Annotated in this window: 15 protein-coding genes; 11 read left to right on the top strand and 4 right to left on the bottom strand. The window is 51.8% G+C overall.

The features are described 5' to 3' along the window. Positions 1–15: 15 nt before the first annotated feature. Complete coding sequence (gene coq7 / locus LMS44_RS14890; RefSeq protein ID WP_009287679.1) at positions 16–657, top strand: 2-polyprenyl-3-methyl-6-methoxy-1,4-benzoquinone monooxygenase; 642 nt, start codon at positions 16–18, stop codon at positions 655–657. 71 nt (positions 658–728) lie between these two features. Then, positions 729–887 carry a DUF1328 domain-containing protein gene (locus LMS44_RS14885; protein WP_022522744.1) on the top strand — a complete coding sequence of 53 codons (159 nt, stop codon included), beginning with the start codon at positions 729–731 and terminating at the stop codon, positions 885–887. A gap of 95 nt (positions 888–982) precedes the next feature. On the opposite strand, the gene ettA is transcribed toward LMS44_RS14885, so the two are convergent. The 4 genes from ettA to LMS44_RS14865 form a co-directional block, all read right to left on the bottom strand. Then, positions 983–2,644 carry an energy-dependent translational throttle protein EttA gene (ettA, locus tag LMS44_RS14880; protein WP_009287680.1) on the bottom strand — a complete coding sequence of 554 codons (1,662 nt, stop codon included), beginning with the start codon at positions 2,642–2,644 and terminating at the stop codon, positions 983–985. 168 nt (positions 2,645–2,812) lie between these two features. Further along, positions 2,813–3,040, bottom strand: coding sequence for a PA3496 family putative envelope integrity protein (locus LMS44_RS14875; protein ID WP_022522745.1), 228 nt, complete (start codon positions 3,038–3,040; stop codon positions 2,813–2,815). Between the two features lie 188 nt (positions 3,041–3,228). Continuing rightward, positions 3,229–3,663, bottom strand: a complete 435-nt coding sequence (locus LMS44_RS14870) for a PAS domain S-box protein (RefSeq protein WP_022522746.1) — start codon at positions 3,661–3,663, stop codon at positions 3,229–3,231. A gap of 234 nt (positions 3,664–3,897) precedes the next feature. Continuing rightward, positions 3,898–5,211, bottom strand: coding sequence for an MFS transporter (locus LMS44_RS14865; RefSeq protein WP_414121864.1), 1,314 nt, complete (start codon positions 5,209–5,211; stop codon positions 3,898–3,900). A gap of 177 nt (positions 5,212–5,388) precedes the next feature. Between LMS44_RS14865 and LMS44_RS14860 the strand changes: the two genes are divergently transcribed. The 9 genes from LMS44_RS14860 to LMS44_RS14820 all read left to right on the top strand — a co-directional run bounded on the left by LMS44_RS14860 (position 5,389) and on the right by LMS44_RS14820 (position 18,892). Further along, entirely contained in the window at positions 5,389–5,658 is a 270-nt protein-coding gene (locus tag LMS44_RS14860) for an Rdx family protein (RefSeq protein ID WP_414121866.1), read from the top strand. After that, entirely contained in the window at positions 5,655–6,527 is an 873-nt protein-coding gene (locus LMS44_RS14855) for a DMT family transporter (RefSeq protein WP_009287682.1), read from the top strand. The genes LMS44_RS14860 and LMS44_RS14855 overlap by 4 nt, the downstream gene beginning before the upstream one ends. 358 nt (positions 6,528–6,885) lie before the next feature. Then, complete coding sequence (locus LMS44_RS14850; protein ID WP_249362139.1) at positions 6,886–8,403, top strand: TolC family outer membrane protein; 1,518 nt, start codon at positions 6,886–6,888, stop codon at positions 8,401–8,403. A 123-nt stretch (positions 8,404–8,526) separates the two neighbouring features. After that, entirely contained in the window at positions 8,527–10,704 is a 2,178-nt protein-coding gene (locus LMS44_RS14845; RefSeq protein ID WP_498945509.1) for a type I secretion system permease/ATPase, read from the top strand. After that, entirely contained in the window at positions 10,704–12,134 is a 1,431-nt protein-coding gene (locus LMS44_RS14840; protein ID WP_414121873.1) for an HlyD family type I secretion periplasmic adaptor subunit, read from the top strand. The genes LMS44_RS14845 and LMS44_RS14840 overlap by 1 nt, the downstream gene beginning before the upstream one ends. Then, entirely contained in the window at positions 12,134–12,766 is a 633-nt protein-coding gene (locus LMS44_RS14835) for a response regulator transcription factor (protein ID WP_022522751.1), read from the top strand. Before LMS44_RS14840 ends, LMS44_RS14835 begins: the two co-directional genes overlap by 1 nt. 267 nt (positions 12,767–13,033) lie before the next feature. Beyond that, entirely contained in the window at positions 13,034–16,054 is a 3,021-nt protein-coding gene (locus tag LMS44_RS14830; RefSeq protein WP_498945507.1) for a UDP-N-acetylmuramoyl-tripeptide--D-alanyl-D-alanine ligase, read from the top strand. A 40-nt stretch (positions 16,055–16,094) separates the two neighbouring features. Further along, positions 16,095–17,063, top strand: a complete 969-nt coding sequence (locus tag LMS44_RS14825) for a hypothetical protein (RefSeq protein WP_498945505.1) — start codon at positions 16,095–16,097, stop codon at positions 17,061–17,063. Positions 17,064–17,074: 11 nt separating this feature from the next. Beyond that, positions 17,075–18,892 carry an ABC transporter ATP-binding protein gene (locus LMS44_RS14820; protein ID WP_498945503.1) on the top strand — a complete coding sequence of 606 codons (1,818 nt, stop codon included), beginning with the start codon at positions 17,075–17,077 and terminating at the stop codon, positions 18,890–18,892. Positions 18,893–19,104 lie beyond the last annotated feature (212 nt).

The following is a 19,104-nucleotide window of genomic DNA, read 5'->3' as shown; positions in this document are numbered from 1 at the left end:
CAACGGAGTGTTGCCATGGATCGTCAACAGAGTCGTTCAGATCGCCTGATACATCAGTTCGATACCGTTTTACGAACGCTTATGCCACACGCTGCTTCACCACAGCGCACCAGCCCCGCTGAAGGTGTGGCTGAGGGAACGTTCGACGATCAAGAACGCCGCCATGCAGCAGGTTTGATGCGTATCAACCATTCTGGTGAGGTGTGTGTTCAAGCGCTGTATCAGGGGCAGGGCGTGACCGCTAAACTTCCTCATGTGCGTCACCAGATGGAGCAGTCGGCGCTAGAGGAGATCGATCATCTTGCCTGGTGTGATGAGCGTCTAGAGCAGTTGCAGAGCCGAACAAGCTGCTTAAACCCGTTGTTTTATGCCGCTTCCTTTGGCATTGGCGCGGCCACTGGGGCGGTCAGTGATCGTATTAGTTTGGGATTGGTTGCCGCGACCGAAGAGCAGGTAGGTAAGCATCTTGATTCACACCAACAGTCGCTACCCCGTGGTGACAACCGCTCCCGCGCCATACTGCGCCAGATGGCAGTTGATGAAGCTCACCATGCTCAGCTTGCCTTAGAAGCGGGGGGCGTTCGCTTTCCGGCACCGGTGAAGTGGGGCATACGGCTGGCCTCTAAGGTAATGACTAAAAGCGCCTATCATCTCTGAGACATATTCACGTTGCATAATGGGTTAAGTGGCGGTGTAGGGAAGTCGTTACCAAGGAGAGGAGCAAGAAGATGCTAGGCAATGCAGTGCTGTTTTTAATTATTGCGATCATCGCTGGGGCGGTCGGTTTTTCTGGCATTGCCGGGGCGGCGTCCACCATTGCGCAAATTTTGTTTGTGCTGTTTCTTATTTTGTTTCTTGTGTCATTTTTTACCGGCCGCAGACGTTAGGGCTTTGCGCTAGCGTCAGTGCAAACACAAACTAAAAGGCCCCGCTCTGCGGGGCCTTTTGCTGTCAGCATTGACTGCCAGCGTGATGCTAATGATTAAGCATCAATACGCTTATACTTCATGCGCTTAGGCGTATCGTTTCCGACCCGCTTTCTATGATCCTCTTCGTACTCCGCGTAGTTGCCTTCAAATAAGACCACTTCAGAGTCACCTTCAAAGGCCATAATGTGCGTGGCGATACGGTCAAGGAACCAACGATCGTGAGAGATCACCATAGCGCAGCCCGGGAAGGCTAGAAGCGCGTCCTCCAGTGCCCGCAGGGTTTCAATATCCAGGTCGTTGGAGGGCTCATCGAGCAGCAGCACGTTAGCGCCTTGCTTGAGCGTTTGGGCAAGCTGTAAGCGACCGCGCTCACCACCGGAAAGCTCCGACAAACGCTTCTGCTGGTCGTTACCCTTAAAGTTGAAGCGACCCACATAGGCACGCGAGGAGACTTCGTAGCCGTTAATATTAAGGATATCCTGACCATCCGAAACGGCTTCCCACACGCTCTGCTTGTCATCTAAGCCGTCGCGTAGCTGTTCGACGTAAGCGATATCGACCGTTTCACCCACCAGGACTTCGCCTTCGTCCGGCTGCTCTTTACCGGTAATCAGTTTAAAGAGCGTCGATTTACCCGCACCGTTACCACCGACGATACCAACGATCGCACCCTGGGGAATGGTGAAGGAGAGGTTCTGGTAGAGCAGCTTGTCATCGAAGCGTTTAGCCACATCACGAAACTCAATGACGTTATCGCCCAGGCGCGGGCCAGGCGGAATATAAATTTCATTGGTCTCATTACGCTTTTGGAAGTCGCCAGACTGCATCTCTTCAAAGCGGTTGAGGCGTGCTTTGCTCTTTGCCTGGCGGCCTTTGGCGTTACTGCGCACCCACTCAAGCTCTTGCTTGATGGCTTTCTGACGCGAGGCTTCCTGCTTGGCTTCCTGGTTCAAACGCTGATCTTTCTGCTCCAGCCACTGGGAGTAGTTACCCTCGAAGGGTATGCCTTGGCCACGATCAAGCTCCAAAATCCAACCCGCCACGTTGTCCAGGAAGTAGCGGTCGTGGGTGATCGCCACTACTGTACCGTTATAGTCGTGAAGGAAGCGTTCAAGCCAAGCCACCGATTCTGCATCCAGGTGGTTGGTAGGCTCGTCAAGCAGCAGCATATCGGGGCTGGAGAGCAGTAAGCGGCAGAGTGCTACACGACGGCGCTCACCACCTGAGAGGTTACCCACTTTGGCATCCCAGGGGGGGAGTCGCAGTGCTTCGGCAGCAACGTCAAGTTTGCGTTCCAGGTTATGCGCATCAGCAGCTTCGATAATATTTTCAAGCCGGGCCTGCTCGCTGGCTAGCGCATCAAAGTCGGCGTCGGGCTCTGCGTAGGCCGCATACACCCCATCCAACTTCTCCTGGGCATCTTTGATCGCCCCCAGTGCTTCTTCGACGGTGTCGCGGACGTTTTTCTCGTCATCTAGCTGCGGCTCCTGTGGAAGGTAGCCAACATTGATGCCAGGCATCGGACGAGCTTCACCTTCAAACTCTTTATCGACACCGGCCATAATGCGCAGCAGTGTGGATTTGCCCGAACCGTTAAGCCCCAGAACGCCGATTTTGGCGCCAGGGAAAAACGAGAGCGAAATATCCTTGAGAATTTGCTTTTTGGGCGGCACTACTTTGCCAACCCGGTTCATGGTGAAAACGTATTGCGCCATGGAGATCCGTTAAGTTGTTGAAAAGAAGAAAGCGACAGCAGCAGGCTGCTGGCTCTTATTGCTGGCTGAAGCGTGATGATAGTGGTCTGCACCAGGAAAGGCTAGGCTACTTGAGGTGTTGGCTAGCCAGGCCCGCTCATTTGCTGAGAAGGCCAAGCTGCTCAAGGATTACTCTTCTTCGTCCCAGTCATCTTCGATGGCGCGCTGAAGTCGTCGCTCTTCCAACCACGCCTCGACTTGGCGCCGCGCGCGTAAGCTGTCAGCTTTGCTCGGTTTGCTTCTGTTGTAGTGGTCGTCATTGACGGCGTCTAAGCTTTCGAACTCATCTGAGTCGAGTGTTTCGTTGCCTAAGGTTTCATGACTTAGGGTCTCACGACTTAGGGGATCACGGCTCATGTGATGTCCTCCAACCCAGCCGGCGTGCCGGCGTAACAACGGCTTCACGCGAGTACATGTGCAGTTTATTAAACACATGCCAACTGCAAAGTGAAGCGCCTAGCGCAATTCAAGCGCCTTGCCGCTATATAACGCCAGTTGGGATGAAGTTCAAGCTTTATAGTTTTTTTTAGTGAGAAAGTTAATGATTAGCTGTTTTCTCGCTGCTTTTGTAACTCCGCTAGCGCAAGCTGTGTTTCTACACGCTCCGTTACATCTTTTTGCACTCCAATGTAATACATCAGCTTGTCTGCTTCGTCATAGACCGGCGTAATGGAAAGTTCATTCCAAAACATGGTGCCGTCTTTGCGATAATTACGCAGTACTTCTCGAGAAGGTCGGCCCTCGTTTAGCGCATCTCGAATGGCGACAAGCGCGTCCTGGTCGCGGTCTTCGTTCTGTAAAAAGCGGCAATCGCGATACAGAATTTCATCAGCACTATAGCCCGTCAAGCGCTCAAAGCCTTTGTTGACGTAGATGAGGATATTTTCATCCCCTTCCTGTTCGGCAACGACAATGCCGTCTTCCGATGCGTCAACAATACGTTCGAGCAATTCTGGACTGATCAATGGAGATCGTTTCATCAAGGGGTTCCTGTTGCAGCTCCAATCCTTTCCGTCGTTCACAGTCGCTTTCGCCCATGAGCTAACGGAATTTCCAATCACTTATTATAGGCAGCATAGCAAAGGCGCCACTACATCACTGCTATTCGGCCCTATCATGGCGAGCGTTGTCACGCATTGCAATCGCGAACGTTACGCTAATGTAGGTAGAGCTCTCGATAGCACGCTTGAATACATGTGGTTACCGGTGGCGCGTCACTCGACTTCAGGTAATTGATGGGCGCTAAGTATGGCCCCCACGGCGGTAGCCGCTAGCACGAGGAGTAATGTGCCGCTACCAAACCACTGGGCAAAGGCGCCAATAAGGCCACCTACAATCAACATTAAGACGCCGGTTAAGGTATTCGAGAGCGCCACGTAAAGCGCACGATTATCTTGGTTGGCCATATCGACGAGGTAGGTTTTACGCCCTAAGCGTACGCCGTGGTGAACAATCACGAGTAGTGCATAAACTGCCGCATAGGGCCATACACTGTGTGTCCACTCGCCGGGTAACCAAGCTAAACTAGCGCCCATTATGCAGCAAATGGCGGTACCGATCGCCGCATCGCGCATCACGCCACGGCTCGACTGATCCGCCCGTTTCCCCCATACCGGGCTAGCTACCATCGCGGCCAGCCCCGACACCACAATCAGTATGCCCAGGCCTCCCAGGTCGGTGCCGCTTTGGTTTTGCCCTAGCAGGGCGATGTAGGGTAGGGCGAGTGCACTTGAGAGCAGCAGCGCCCTGGCAAGGTTGAAGTGTAAAAAAGTACGGTCATCTTTTAACCGCGACAGTCCCTGTTTAATACTGTCCCAGCCGTTTTCGCCGCCTTCTACTGCCCCAGGGGCTTCTTTGATGCGTGCGGCGGCGATGGCATTGATTAGCCACCCGCAGGCAGCTATGGCCAGCAGTATCGCCACCACTAAATGGCCGGGTCGGCTCTCAAACAACATTAGCAGTGTCCCAGCGACCAGCGTTGCACCACCAGCAATGCTGCCGCTCCAGCCCATTAGCGTACCGCGGCGGCGCTTGGCAATGGTTTTGCCCAGCACATCTTTTGTGGCAATTGAGGATAAGCCACGTGCCAGTGAGAGCAGAACTAATGCTGTGAGCACTAACGCTCCGCCCAAGGTGCCGGTGGCGAACAACGCCAGTACGGCAAGCGTTAAGGCAGCGAAGGCTTGGGTCAGCGCGCCGACCACCCACACCCATTTGCGCTTAGGTTTTAAGCGAATAAACCCCGCTACGAAGATTTGCGGCAGCAGGGCACCCGATTCTCGGATGGGGACCAGCAGACCTACCATCCAGATGGGAGCGCCAATAATGCCCATCAGCCAGGGTAAGACTAAACGCGCACTCGACAGCTCGTCAGCCAGTTTATTGCCCAAAGAGGCCCATATATGTAGAAAAAAATTACGCGGTTGTTCGTCGCAGGCGCTTTCAGGTATGTCGTCGCACATGCGGCTGTCGTCATCGCCCGTTAGCCACTCATACAGGCGAGTTTGTGAAACGTTATGTTCGGCCATTGGGACTCCTTCTTAATCGACCTATCTCAAGCGACCTGTCTCAAGAGAGCTATTTCAAGAGAGCTATCTCAAGAGAGCTATCTCAAGAGAGCTATCTCAAGAGAGCTATCTCAAGCCATCTCAAAATGACAGAATATCCTTTTAGAATGCCACATTAACTTGCCTGGGAGATCAGGGATGTCACGTATTCAAATCCGTTATTGCACGCAATGCCAATGGCTGCTGCGCAGTGGTTGGTATGCACAGGAATTGCTCTCAACCTTTGGTGAAGGTTTAAGCGAGGTCTCATTAGCCCCTTCCCATGGCGGTACGTTCGAGATCTGGTGTGATGATCTGCTGTTATGGGAGCGCAAGCGCGATGGCGGTTTCCCAGATATCAAGCTTCTTAAACAGCATGTACGCGACCAGTTGGAGCCGGGTCGAGATTTAGGGCATATCGACCGATGAATCAGGATAGGCAAGCAATCCTGTTTGGCTTAGGGGCCGTCGCATTATGGTCGACGGTGGCAACGGCCTTCAAAGTGGCACTCGCTTGGATGAGCCCTCTAGAGCTGATGTGGCTCGCAGCGCTTGTTTCTTGGGCACTGATGGGGGCGCTGGTCATCAAGCAGGGAAATATCGCCACAGCGTTGCGCACCGGTTGGAAGACAGCAGCGTGGGCAGGGCTTATGAACCCAGTGGCTTATTATTTGGTGCTCTTCGCCGCCTATGACCGTCTCCCAGGGCAAGAGGCGATGGCACTAAATTACACCTGGGCCTTAGCGATGGCGTTTTTGGCCGTGCCTTTGCTCGGGCAGCGCTTAACGCGTATGGATATTGTTGCTGGGCTGGTCGCCTACGCAGGCGTATGGGTGATAGCAACACGAGGCGCGGTTTTAAATGTCTCTTTTGCCGACCCGCTAGGGGTCGTGCTGGCACTCGCTTCGACTCTTCTTTGGGCGCTGTATTGGCTGCTTAATGCGCGGGATAGCCGACCACCCCTTGTTGGCCAGTGGCAAAACTTTAGCGTTGGCCTACCTGTGTTGACCCTATTGCTATTACTGGGCCCCGGTTACCAGTGGCACGGTTGGCCTGCCTTTGGTGCTGGTGTGTATGTGGGGCTATTTGAAATGGGGGTGGCCTTCATTCTGTGGCAGTTGGCAGTGCATAAAGTGTCGCGCACGGCCAAAGTCTCCAACCTGATTTTTCTCTCACCTCCTGTATCACTGCTGTTACTTTTCCTGGTAGTGGGAGAGCCTATTTTGCCTTCAACGTTGATTGGGCTAGTGCTGATACTGCTGGGTCTCGGGCTGCAACAAGCACAGAAAAACGAATAATTCTGAATATTTTTTTGTGTTTTAATGGTGTTCTTATTGTAATTTTTTGTGACATTTGGTTTTATAGCCTCAGGATGAGTAGGAAATTAACTAAATTAGGCTAAGCTCAGCTAATTAAGTTTTATCTACCATGTGTTTACTTCAAAAATTGGGCGCTCGTAGAGGGACACAGGCTCACTTCGGGATGAGACTTCGCGGGCTTACGCTTGAAGCAATAGTGCAGCATAGCTCAATGGGTCACACGAATAATGAGCTGCGTGCAATGAGTGCCACATCATAGGGAACGCTGACGATGAAAAAAAATGCCGTATCGAGACTAAAAAAAACCTTCTGTCACCATGTTTTTAAGCCGCTGACAATGACCACGTTAGCGTGTGTCCCGCTTACGGCATTAGCGCAGTCGCTACCCGCTAGCCTCTACGCGCCAGGTGCCACTGATCTCCCCAGTACTATTCAACAAACGATCATTACTAATCCCGATGTAAACGCTGCATGGGCGAACTTTAGCGCTTCTGGGAGCGATGTCAGAGTCGCAAAGGGTAATTATTTGCCTTCGATTGATATCTCTGCGGGCGTGGGTCGGCAAGACCAGCAAAATGATGGGCGCGGAAGCTATAGCAGTGACTTTGCTGAGCTCACGCTCACCCAAATGGTGTTTGATGGGTTTGCCACCCGTAGCGAAGTAGAGCGTTTGGATCGCACTCGGCTGATTGCCTATTTTGAGCTGCTGGGTGCAAGTGAAGAGGTGACGCTTGAAGCTTTTCGCACCTACCTTGATGTGCTTCGCTACCGCGAGATGGTGCGTTTAGCTCAAGATAATTACCGCGAACACCAACGTGTGTTCTCGCAAATTGAAGAGCGTGCGCTTTCCGGGGCGGGCCGTGGCGTTGACCTAGAGCAAATTAGCGGCCGTTTGGCATTAGCCGAATCCAACTTGATGACCGAGGCGTCGAACCTGCACGATGTAACGGCTCGCTATCAGCGTATCGTAGGTGAACTTCCTCCTCAGAATATGTCGCCTGCACCTAGCTTGGCCGATGAACTACCCGCTGGTGTCAACCAAGCGATCGAAATGGCATTTGAGGGGAACCCTGAGTTCCATGCCGCGATTGAAAATATTGCTGTGCAACGTGCGGAACAAGAGGCTGCAAAGGCCGCCTTTATGCCCCGCCTGGATATACAGGGACGTACGGGCACCAATAATCAAGACGACTCGATAGCTGGGCGCAGTGATGAGCACAGTATTCAACTGGTCGCCAGCATGAACCTCTATCGCGGTGGTTCTGATAGTGCAGCTTTTGATGCGGCGGCCACGCGTATTGAACAAGCCGTCAACCAGCGCGAAACGGCTTGTACAAACGTACGTCAAACCACGCAAATTGCTTATAACGATACCCAGCGTTTGGGTGAGCAATTGAACTATTTGAATGATCATCGCCAATCGATTAACCGGGTTCGTGGGGCTTACCAGCAGCAGTTTGATATTGGCCAACGTACTTTGTTGGACGTGCTTGATAGTGAAAACGAGTACTTCGAAGCCAGCCGAGCCTACGCGAATGCAGAGTTTGACTTAACTTTGGCTCAAGCGCGTACGCTAGCAGCAATGGGGCAGCTTATGCACACCCTTGAAGTGGTGCGTGACGATATCCCCACTCTTGACGAATTGGGGTACGACGACGCCACACTTAGCGCTGAGATGGCCTGTGGAACGGAAGGGCCTCGTGGCTTTAATTTAGAAGACTTTACGCGCGGTATTTCTTCGCTACCCACTCAAGTAGATATGATAGCTTTGTCTTATTCCGCCAATGAGGAGCCAGTCATTACTTCTCAAAATCTACAATTGAGTCACGAGGATACGTTTGTCACTAACGGCTAACGTGTCTGGATGTTGCTGTATAAAAAACAGGGTTGTTCGTCGTCTGGCGGCGAAGGATTAGCGGCTTCCGCTAATCATAGGGGAAATAGATGTCTAAATAGGCATTAGGGGAATGAGGTTTCTGTGACACAAACCAAGCTGGAAAGGCCGATCGCTGCAAATGCTAGCGAGCAGCCAGTAGGCGATGAGTTACTCGAATGTTTGAAAGCGGTTGCCTCATTTCATCAGCATGAGGTGTCATCAGAGGCCCTTAGAGCTGGCTTGCCCTTGGAGCAGGGCAAGCTAACGCCTTCCGTATTTGGTAGGGCTGCCTCCCGTGCTGGACTGACGGCGCGAATTGTAAAAAGTAAGCTGTCGGCGCTTAACCCCGCTCTCTTTCCCGCTATTCTATTGCTGGAACCAGGTAGGGCGTGCGTACTGTTGGGGATAGATCTCAAACAGCAAAAAGCGAACGTCATTTTTCCTGAACTATCTGAATCAAACGTTGAACTGCCCCTGGAAGAGCTGTATGCAGGCTATAGCGGCGAAGCTATTTACGTTCGCCCTAAGTTTTTAGCGGATAACGCCTCGGAACCAGGCGTCAAGAAACGCCGCGATCAGCACTGGTTTTGGGGCGTCATTCGCGAAAATAGATCTCTCTACCGCGATATCGTGTTGGGGTCGGTGGCGATCAATGTGTTTGCCATCGCCATGCCGCTGTTCGTGCTTAACGTCTATGACCGAGTAGTGCCCAATCAGGCAACGGAAACGCTATGGGTGCTGGCAATAGGCATCTTTATAGTGCTGTGCTTTGATTTGGTACTCAGGCTAATGCGCAGCAGCTTTGTCGACTTAGCCGCTAGCCGTGCGGATGTGAAGCTCTCTTCCTCAATCATGGCTAAAGCATTGGGCCTTCGTTTAGAAGAGCGCCCCGCATCAACCGGCTCGTTCACTTCGACGCTCCAGTCTTTTGAGTCAGTACGCGCGTTTATTGGTTCTGCGACCATTCTGGGGATTGTCGATCTTCCGTTCGTACTGATGTTTGCGGCGATTATCGCGCTGATTAATCCCTGGCTAGTGCTGCCGGTATTGGTGGGCATCGTATTTGTGCTGCTCTACGCGCTGGCTGCTCAGGGTAAGCTTCATGAACTTTCTCAAACTACCTGGGAAGTCGGCGCACAGCGCAACTCACTGTTGGTAGAGTCTATTTCCCAATTAGAAAATGTTAAGGCCCTGCGGGCTGAAAGCCGTATCCAGCGCCACTGGGAAAAATCATCTGCCTTCCTTTCCCGTACTGGCGCGCAGCTTAAGATGGTGAGCACCTCAGTCTCCAGCGTGGCCCAGTGGGCGCAGCACAGTGTGGCGGTGTGCGTCATTATCGTCGGTGTATATCAAATCATCGAAGGTAACCTCACCCAGGGTGGGTTGATTGCCGCTTATATGCTCTCTTCCCGGGCGATGGCACCTATAAGTCAGGCTGCAGCGCTGCTGGCGCAATATCATCAATCCTCCACGGCGCTTGAGTCACTCAATGCGGTAATGGATAAGAAGGTTGAGCGCCATGAAGGCAAGGCTTATGTAGAAAAGCCCAGCTTCGCCGGCAATATACGCCTTGAGAAAGTCACTCTTCGTTACCCCAATGAAGAGCGCGAGGCGCTGAAGGATGTATCGATAACTGTCAAAGCCGGTGAGAAAGTTGCGTTACTTGGCCGCATTGGTTGCGGCAAATCTTCATTAAACAAGCTAGTGCTAGGGTTTTATCAGCCAACCTCGGGGGCCGTGCTGGTTGATAACGTGGATATTCGCCAGTTAGACCCACTGCAGCTGCGCCGTCATATTGGCTATGTTCCTCAAGACGTTAGCCTGTTTTCAGGATCTCTGCGGGACAATATTGTGGCGGGTGGCGGTAGCGACCGCGTTGAGGATGAGGCATTGCTTAGAGCGATTGACTTGGCCGGCCTAGAGTCACTCGTCAACAACCACCCACATGGCGTGGATTTGCAAGTAGGTGAACGCGGCCAAGCACTTTCCGGCGGGCAAAAACAGTCTGTCGCCATTGCCCGTGCGCTAGTGCAGGATCCGCCTATCCTGCTGTTGGATGAACCGACAAGCTCTATGGATAATGCTAGCGAAGAAGCGTTTAAAGCCAACCTTAAAAACGTCGCTGCTGGCAAAACCATCCTAGTGGTCACGCACCGTACCTCGCTCCTCTCATTGGTCGACCGAATTATTGTCATGGATGCCGGCAAGGTCGTAGCGGATGGCCCGCGGGATACAGTGGTAGAGGCATTGCGTAAAGGCCAGATCGGGAGGGCATCGTAATGGCGCGTAAACCCTCTTCCACGACCGAGCAAAAAGGTTTTGACGCCATTGGCCGTTTTTCAGAAAAAGGCCAAAAACCATTTCGCCCTTTTATGGATCGGTTGTTTGCCAAGCGTGTGACCTCTGCCCACCTAAACCGCGATTGGGCAAGCGATACCGACTGGGCGCGTATGCAGCAAGAGCCCATTCGTGCACGGTTATTCCTCTATACCGTCCTGCTCACTGTGGTTGCGTTGTTAGTGTGGGCGTATTTTGCTTCTATCGATGAAGTAACCCGTGGGGCAGGGCGAGTGATCCCTGCAAGCCAACTACAGCGTATCCAGTCTTTTGATGGTGGCGTTGTTGAACAGATCTTTATTCGCGAAGGGCAGATCGTCGAGGCAGGTCAAGTGCTGATGCAGATCGACCCTACGCGCTTTGTTTCTGATTTTCGTGAAAACCGTGCCCAGCGTTATGCGCTTCAGGCGCGTGCTGAAAGGCTGCGAGCATTGGCAACAGGCACTGCGTTTGAACCTTCCGAAGAGCTGCGCCAAGAAGTGCCGGATATTGTGGCCCAGGAGCGCGAGGTCTATGAGAGCCGCCGCGAAGAGTTGCGCGAACAGGAAAATGTGCTTAATGACCGTATTCGTCAGCGTCGGGAAGAGCTGCGAGAGGCACAAGCTCGCCGCGATACAGCTCAACGTGAGGTCAATATGGCCAGTCAGGAGCTTAACTTGACACGCCCGCTGTTGGCTTCGGGGGCTGTGTCTGAGGTAGAAGTGCTGCGCCTAGAGAGAGATGTATCTAGTGCCACAGGGGAGCGTAACCAAGCGGATGCCGCTGTTTCACGTTTAGAGGCCGGGGTGGAAGAAGCAGAAGGGCAATTGCTGGAGCTGGGTGCCGAACGCCGGAGTGAGTGGCGGAATGATCTGGCTCAAACGTTGGGCGACCTAAATGCATTGCAACAATCGGGAACTGGTTTGCAGGATAGGGTACGACTGACCGAAATTCGCTCGCCGGTTGATGGTATTGTTCAGCGCATACACATCAACACCATAGGTGGTGTTGCTCAGCCAGGGGAAGAGGTTGTTGAAATCGTGCCTACTGACGACCAACTGCTGGTTGAGGCGCGCATCGCCCCGCAAGATATCGCCTTTTTGCATCCAGGGCAGCCTGCGACTATCAAACTGACGGCCTATGACTATGCCATTTATGGTGGCTTACAGGCCGAGCTTGAGCGTATTAGCGCCGATACCATTACTGATGATGACGGTAATACCTTCTATCAAGTGCGGGTGCGCAGTTTAGAAAACGAAAATGTCGCCGATAAACTACAAGTAATTCCCGGCATGACGGCGCAAGTGGACATAGTAACGGGCAAGCGCACAGTGATGCAGTTTATGCTGAAACCTGTCTTAAGAGCGTGGCGTGATTCCATGGGGGAACGCTGATGAAGCATTGGTTCATTACGACGGATGGAAACTTAAAAGCGCGTTGGAAAAAAGCGTTTCCCGAGATGGTAGCCTCCAAACCAGATGTGTTTATTAATAAAACACAGCCTAATGATGTGGTTTGGCTGTCTACGACTGTTGAAGGGTGGTCAGAGCTTATCGGTACCGTAACTGCCAAGGGAGCTGTTGTCGTTGTACTAAGTTACTCGCCGGATGACCGTGAGGCGTTAAGGTCACTGGATCTGGGGGCGCGGGGATATGTTCATACGCTTGCTGCGCCCGAGGTACTTAAGCAAGTGGCGTTGGTGGTCACTAACCAAGGCGTGTGGGTTGGTCAAGAGTTGCTTGCTAAAGTGCTTGGAGGCTCTTTTAAAGCGTTGCAGCAAAGGGCTGAAGGTGGCAGTTCTTTCAATACAGAGCAGCTTGGAGATTTAACCGACCGTGAACGGGGCGTTGCACTTGCTGTGGTGCGCGGCGCTACAAATAAGGAAGTCGCGCGTCAGTTAGATATTACGGAGCGTACAGTAAAAGCGCATCTTAGCGCTATTTTCAAAAAGCTGGCTGTTCGAGACCGCTTACAGCTTATTTTGAAGCTAGCACCGGTAGTGGAACGCATTCCAGAACGCTTTTAATGTTTATAACTTAGCGCGAGCAGCGCCTCTATATGTTGCAGCGCTTATTCAATACATTTCTGTCCCTCACATTAGCCTCTATTATTGAGCAACTTAATGCCGGGTATTAAAGATTCTTCACTGTATTGCTCGCTTCCATTAAGTAAGTCGAGTGCTGAACACTCCTCCCGAGCGGCGGAAATTTCGCATGTGTTGGATAGCATGGGCGACACCGTGATGCCTATGTGGTTGGACAGACACACAGAGTTTGCGGAATTTTCGCAGGTAATGTTGATTTCAGTAAGCGATGGCTATGAGCGTGCACAAGTCACGTCTGTGCAACTTGATTTGAGCAGCTTGCAGGCATGCAACTGGGCGGCGTTATTACCCACTTTGAAGCAAGCGGTGACAAGACTGGAGCGAAAGTTCTCCCATCCTTTGGTGTGGTGTCGGTTGGAATGGCCTTTTGCCGTACGAGAGTGGCAGTGGCAGGCGCTAAAACAGGAGATGAAGCGCTATAAGCGCAGCTATTTTCGCAGCGGCCTAGCCTTTGTTGGTAAGAGGCTCCCGCGACTTTTGTTGACTGAGATGGAGCTAAACGCCAATGCCTGTTTGTACGCAGGAGGGCATGTTGAGCATGCTGAAGTCAACCAACATCACCTTGAGCGCTACATGAAAGCGCGTCACGGCTCAAGCCAGATGCCGGACTTTGCCGACAACATGACGGTGTGGAGTTTTTCCACTACCGGCATATTTGTGGATGTTAGCGGTGAGACAACAAGTGTGCATGCACTGGAAACCCGACCAAGGCGCTGGAGTAGGCGGGAGATGCCACCGCTGACAGTGGCTTCCACAGGGGAACTGATAGCCCGCTCGACCCGCTTTTTAGGCAAACAGGTTGGCCAGGATGGTCGATACATATATGGCTATTTTCCTTGTTTTGATCGCCTCATTAATACTTACAATGTATTACGTCACGCCAGCAGTACTTATGCTTTGTTGGAGGGGTATGAGGCTTGCTCTGATCAACTGCTTTTAAGTGATGAGCAGCTTGGGCTGGTACGCCAACAGATATCTTGGGCGCTTTCGGGCTTATGTTCCGAGTTTGTCGTTCATCGCCAAGGGGCGGCCTATGTGGTGGATAGGGGCGATATCATCAAGTTGGGAGCCAATGCGGTCGCCATTCTTGCGTTGGTGAAGTATCACCAAGTCATGGGAGATGATCGTTATGCTGATTTGGTGGATGCACTGGCGCTAGGGATTTCAAGAATGCAGGAAGCCGACGGTAGCTTTGTGCACGTACTCAATGCTGCGGATTTATCGGTTAAGGAAAAGACCCGGATAATTTATTACGATGGTGAAGCCGCTTTTGCTCTGATGCGACTTTACGATCATACCCGCAATAGTCGTTGGCTGGACTGCGTTGTCAAAGCGTTTGACTACTTTATCGCTAACGGGCACGAAAAGGCACATGACCATTGGCTTGCTTATTGCGCAAATGAATTGGTGGCGCATTGTCCAGAGCGACAATATTTTGCGTTTGCGGTGCGCAACATAGAAGGTTATGTCGATTTTATTCGCGAGCGGGTGACCACTTTTCCAACACTGCTTGAGCTGTCAATGGCGTTTCACAAGACGCTGCTCAAGCTGGAGACACGCCCTGATTTAATCGATGTGCTGAACGGTTTTGATATCAATGCGTTTTATCGGGCACTGCACGCCAGAGCGAACTATCTTCTGAATGGTTTTTTCTGGCCGGAAGTAGCGATGTACTTTAAGTCACCCGCTACTATCCTGGATGGTTTTTTTATTCGCCATCACGGTTTTCGCGTAAGGATTGACGATGTAGAGCACTACCTTTCAGGGCTGGTGGCCTATCAGCAACTGCTGTGTAAGGGAAAATATGCCAGTATCAAGCCACCGTTAGAAAATAAGCTTGATGCAGAGGCTATGGCCTCGGCAACGGGGGGAGAATGGATAACATCTCCTCCTGATAAATGGTTGGCAAGTGGAGTATGCTGCTGGCCGAAATCCTTTCAACCTGGGCAGGTGGTTGTCGCTCGGGGCAAGGAGATGAGCAAAGGTTTTTTGCCATTCGCGGCGGTGAAATCACTGGTCACTAAAGGTGCTTCCTCAGTGCTTTGTGATGATGGCGAGGCATATCGTGATATCGGTGTGCCCGTGTTACAGGTAGACGATATTCGCGCAGCAACACTGGCCATAGGGCAGTGGCAACGGCGCTGCTACGCAGGTCGTGTCGTTGGTATTACCGGAAGCGCAGGCAAAACAACGGCAGTGGCGATGCTAGCCCATGTGCTGAGCTACAACAGTTCAGTAGGGCAAACGCAAGGCAGTGCCAACCTGCCGATTGGTATTGCCTGGAACATCGCTTCAATGCCTTCAGAGGCGCCATACTGGGTTGTTGAAATGGCCATCGGCTCCATGGCCCACAATACGGATATTGCTCGCCCTGATATCGCCATTGTTACGAATATCGCTGCGTCGCACCTGGAATATCACCACTCGTTGGACGAAATTGCTCGTAAGAAAGCGCTTATTTTTCAGGGTATGCCAGCCAATGGGGTCGCAATTCTCTATCGTGATATGCCGCAGTATGCCTATCTTGCTGAGCAGGCAAGGAGCTACCACCTAAAAGTAGTCAGCTTTGGCGAGCATGCTGACGCTGACATACGCATGCTTGAGTTTTCAGGCAATAGCGGGCGCATTACGTTCGATGGCGCTTCGTATGAACTATGCATGAGCGCCGCTGGGCGTCATATGCTGCTTAACGCTATGGCAGTGCTGGCAGTGGCCAGGCACGATAACCTTCCTTTAGACACCGTTATGGCTCGCCTAGCCTCTTTTCAGGCTGTGGCAGGGAGGGGGGAGGTGCGGGCCATTGATTGCCACGGAGTGGCGATCACTGTGTACGATGAAGCTTATAATGCCAATCCGTTATCGATGCGTATGGCACTGGAAGCTTTCTCCGCACTACCTGTCGATGCGGATCACAAGCTATTGATTATTGGCGATATGCTGGAGCTTGGCTCAGAATCAGAGGTGCTGCACCTGGAGCTTGTTCCCATACTTAACGCGTTATCGGCCAGGCAAATACTGCTGTGCGGTCAACATTGCCAAGCGTTAGCGCCACTACTGGGAGGGGAGGCCGCCGGAGTGTTTCATTTCTCGGATGTCAAAGCACTTGAAGCAGCATTGCCTAACCACATGATGTCGCAAGATAGCGTACTTGTTAAGGCATCCCATGGTATTGGGTTACACGCGCTTTTTTCACACCTGACCCGTGGATAAATACTTATCGTCAAGCCGGCGCTGGTGGGGCGCTCTGCTATTGCTTTGTGCGATAGGCAAGCTAGCGCCTGCTGTTGCTCAGCCGCAGCATGAAGCCGGTGAATGCTACTACCTGCAGGGTGATGGATCGCTCGAGGAGTTGGCAAATGAGCCGAATCCTGCGAAGGGTTTTGATGACATTCACTTCTTTGTCGAGAGCCCTGACCAGAGTGCGGCGCTAAACGCAACGCAACTTGAAGACTTGGAGCTTCAGTTGGCGGCTGCCGATGCGCTTTATCGCGACGTTCTGGGGCTCACACCACCTTTGCTCATGCCACGCTATCAGCGTGCGCACTTCATTATGGTGGTTTTACGTACTGATCAAACACGTAGCGGGCAGGCTTATGACGAAGTTGTACACAGCGCTGCCTCGCCAGATTGTCATATTCGCATGGCTCTGGGTGGGCATGTGAATGCAGCACGGAGCTTAACGCCTGCACATGAACTGTTTCATCTATACCAAAACGCACACATGATGTTCAAGCAAGGTTGGGTGCATGAAGGGTTGGCTCGCTGGTCGGAATCGCTGTTGAGAGGGGATGTACAACAGGGGGATTCCCTGCCCGCTAATATCGAGGCGCTTGAGAGGGTGATGCAAGAGAGCTACGGCGCAGCGCCATTTTGGCAGCGGTTGTTTTACCTGCTTGACCCCCAAGGGGATATATCCATTCCTGATGCGCTTCGAGATATACGCTATCACGATGGCAGCCAAGTAGTGGCGGTGACCGAGCTTTATGGGAGCGCGTTTCTGCCGCTGCTATTCTCTTCACTAAACGAGGCCGGGAAGGCCCTTGCGACCCAAGAACAATGGCCAGTGTACAGCTGGGCAGAGGCACAGCAGCGCAGTCTGCGCCACAATGAGGCCATCCTATCTGCAGTGCATCATGCAGTTTCAACGTATATGTCGGTAGCAGATCAGCCGGAAGAGTTACGTGTATTCATGCAACTTATTAAGCCAATCACTGATTGATGAGCAATCTGGTGACTGAGACGAATGAGATCCATGGCGATCAGGTTCGTGACTTAATGATGGCGCTGGCTCGCGAGGTGCTGTGGCCATTTCGCTGGCGCGTGGCCACTATCCTGTTGATGCAGATCGCAACTCAAGTAATGCTGTTGGCAAGCCTGGTACTCCCCTGGCAACTGCTCCAAATGTTGATAACTGGCCGTAGCCGCATCGACGGATGGGTTTTCTGGACGGATGCCAACAGTGAAAAAATAGCGGTTCTGATCGCATTGGCAGTACTCTGTTTTTGCGCCTATGCCTTGCTTAAATGGCTAGTTAAAAAAGCCATTGCCAGCCTTTCAGCTTCAATACTGCAGCACTTGAATAAAACTCGGCTAGTTGCCAACCATCGATTACTTGGTAAACGTGTACTGGGTGTTGTGTTAGGCGCCTTATCATCAGCAGTGATTGCCATACTGTTCTGTCTGATGATCGCTCTTCTACATCCTCTTCTAGCACTATTGGCTGTTTTATGTGTGCTCGGGTTGGTGATGGTGGTGGGCTTTTACTACCGCTTTGAAAGGGTGCAAAAAATCCAGGATACGCTTCAAGGCAATGTTCTCACAGTGATCAATATCAGTTTTGTACTGGGTTTTCTGATCATTGTGCTGGATTATCTTAATGGCACTATGCGGCCACTGTTGACGCTATTCATACTGCTGCTGGGGGTACGCCAATTAATGGCGGCGAGTGTCAATGGGCTAGTAAGCTTTTTGAGCATCATCAAGCGTTTTCAGCAGATTAACATGTTGCTTTTGCCGCGCTCTCAACAGATATCTCTCTTTTCAACCACGGATTTTGTTCAACGTTTTGAACAAAGGGCTCTCAAACAGTGGCTGTTACCGTGGCTGGTTGAGCGTAAGCACTGCAACAGCGACATTGATGTTTTACAGTGCCGCCTGATTCATGGGCGAGCTATAGCACAGGTATTGATTCGTGATACTGATGCCAGCGGTGTCCCATGTTATAAATTGCTCAAGTGTTATGTCTCAGCGCGAGAAAATGAAGCTCTGCATGAAACCGCGCTGCTGAACGAAGTAAATGGCCATTACCATGGTGTCATTCCCGCTGTGCCTATCTTGTTGGAGAGTGGTAGGTTGCCGTGGTGCTCTTTTGTATTGTTGGAGATAGGTGGCCAACTTCCTCAGTGGAAAAACTCAGAAGAACGAAAACCCTGGATGAGTGAGCTGCGTCAATGTCTGCTTCATGTGCCTTTGCCTAACCGGCTTATTGCGCAATACACAGCAACTTTTGCCTCTTTACCCGAGCGCATGAAGAAAATAGACGCTTCGCATTTTGGGTATTTGACGCAAGAGGATAAAGAAAGCTTTCAAATTGATCATTTTATGCGGTTATGGCCCCTTATGGTGGCTGAGGTGGAAAGGATTCCCAAGAGCCTGACGGTGCAAAATCCGAGTAGTGCACGCATGGCGAATATAGATGGTCATATGCTTCTGATGGACTGGTTTGGTTGGGTATACGACACGGTTGGGGCATTCTGGCCATTATCTGCAAAACTGCATGCCGAAGTGCTTGAAGTGATTGGCAACCAGTGGGAGGGTTCAAATACTCAGCCACGCTGGTTTGAATTTGATACCCCGGTCACTGCTGCGAACTACGTTGCATTGGCTGCACGCGCGCACGAATTTTGTCAGCGTTGTCATGCTAATAACGATTCTGGTGCACTCAATATGATGGCTGGTCTTATTAAAGCTTATGAGGCAGTCAATCATAGCCATTCTTTCTCTACCCTGCGGCGTGATATTGCCAGCTTGCACCATAGTGTAAATTAGGAGAAAGGGTAGCTCCTGTATCAGCTTCTTTGATCAGCTAGCGTTAGCGATTTCTGTTCTTTTGTTCGGTGAATTGGCTGTAAGTGCCCCCTGACACGACAGTTGCGAACCTCACCAACACACTCTTCCTATTATTTTGCCCGTATTGTCCACCGGTACAATATGCAACTGTCTTAATCAAGACTAGCCTTGTTCCAAAATGCCGCTAATAG

It is taken from the genome of Halomonas profundus (genome assembly GCF_020865425.1).
Lineage (GTDB): Bacteria > Pseudomonadota > Gammaproteobacteria > Pseudomonadales > Halomonadaceae > Vreelandella > Vreelandella titanicae.
The sequence above is the reverse complement of the archived record's forward strand: the minus strand, read 5'-3'. Positions and strand labels throughout refer to the sequence as shown.

Excerpts from the sequence above, each read along its gene's own strand:
- LMS44_RS14840 (WP_414121873.1), top strand. The coding sequence starts at position 10,704 with ATGGCGCGTAAACCCTCTTCCACGACCGAGCAAAAAGGTTTTGACGCC.
- LMS44_RS14870 (WP_022522746.1), bottom strand. The coding sequence starts at position 3,663 with ATGAAACGATCTCCATTGATCAGTCCAGAATTGCTCGAACGTATTGTT.
- LMS44_RS14830 (WP_498945507.1), top strand. The coding sequence starts at position 13,034 with ATGTTGATTTCAGTAAGCGATGGCTATGAGCGTGCACAAGTCACGTCT.
- LMS44_RS14835 (WP_022522751.1), top strand. The coding sequence starts at position 12,134 with ATGAAGCATTGGTTCATTACGACGGATGGAAACTTAAAAGCGCGTTGG.
- coq7 (WP_009287679.1), top strand. The coding sequence starts at position 16 with ATGGATCGTCAACAGAGTCGTTCAGATCGCCTGATACATCAGTTCGAT.
- LMS44_RS14850 (WP_249362139.1), top strand. The coding sequence starts at position 6,886 with ATGACCACGTTAGCGTGTGTCCCGCTTACGGCATTAGCGCAGTCGCTA.
- LMS44_RS14885 (WP_022522744.1), top strand. The coding sequence starts at position 729 with ATGCTAGGCAATGCAGTGCTGTTTTTAATTATTGCGATCATCGCTGGG.
- ettA (WP_009287680.1), bottom strand. The coding sequence starts at position 2,644 with ATGGCGCAATACGTTTTCACCATGAACCGGGTTGGCAAAGTAGTGCCG.
- LMS44_RS14865 (WP_414121864.1), bottom strand. The coding sequence starts at position 5,211 with ATGGCCGAACATAACGTTTCACAAACTCGCCTGTATGAGTGGCTAACG.
- LMS44_RS14875 (WP_022522745.1), bottom strand. The coding sequence starts at position 3,040 with ATGAGCCGTGATCCCCTAAGTCGTGAGACCCTAAGTCATGAAACCTTA.
- LMS44_RS14855 (WP_009287682.1), top strand. The coding sequence starts at position 5,655 with ATGAATCAGGATAGGCAAGCAATCCTGTTTGGCTTAGGGGCCGTCGCA.
- LMS44_RS14860 (WP_414121866.1), top strand. The coding sequence starts at position 5,389 with ATGTCACGTATTCAAATCCGTTATTGCACGCAATGCCAATGGCTGCTG.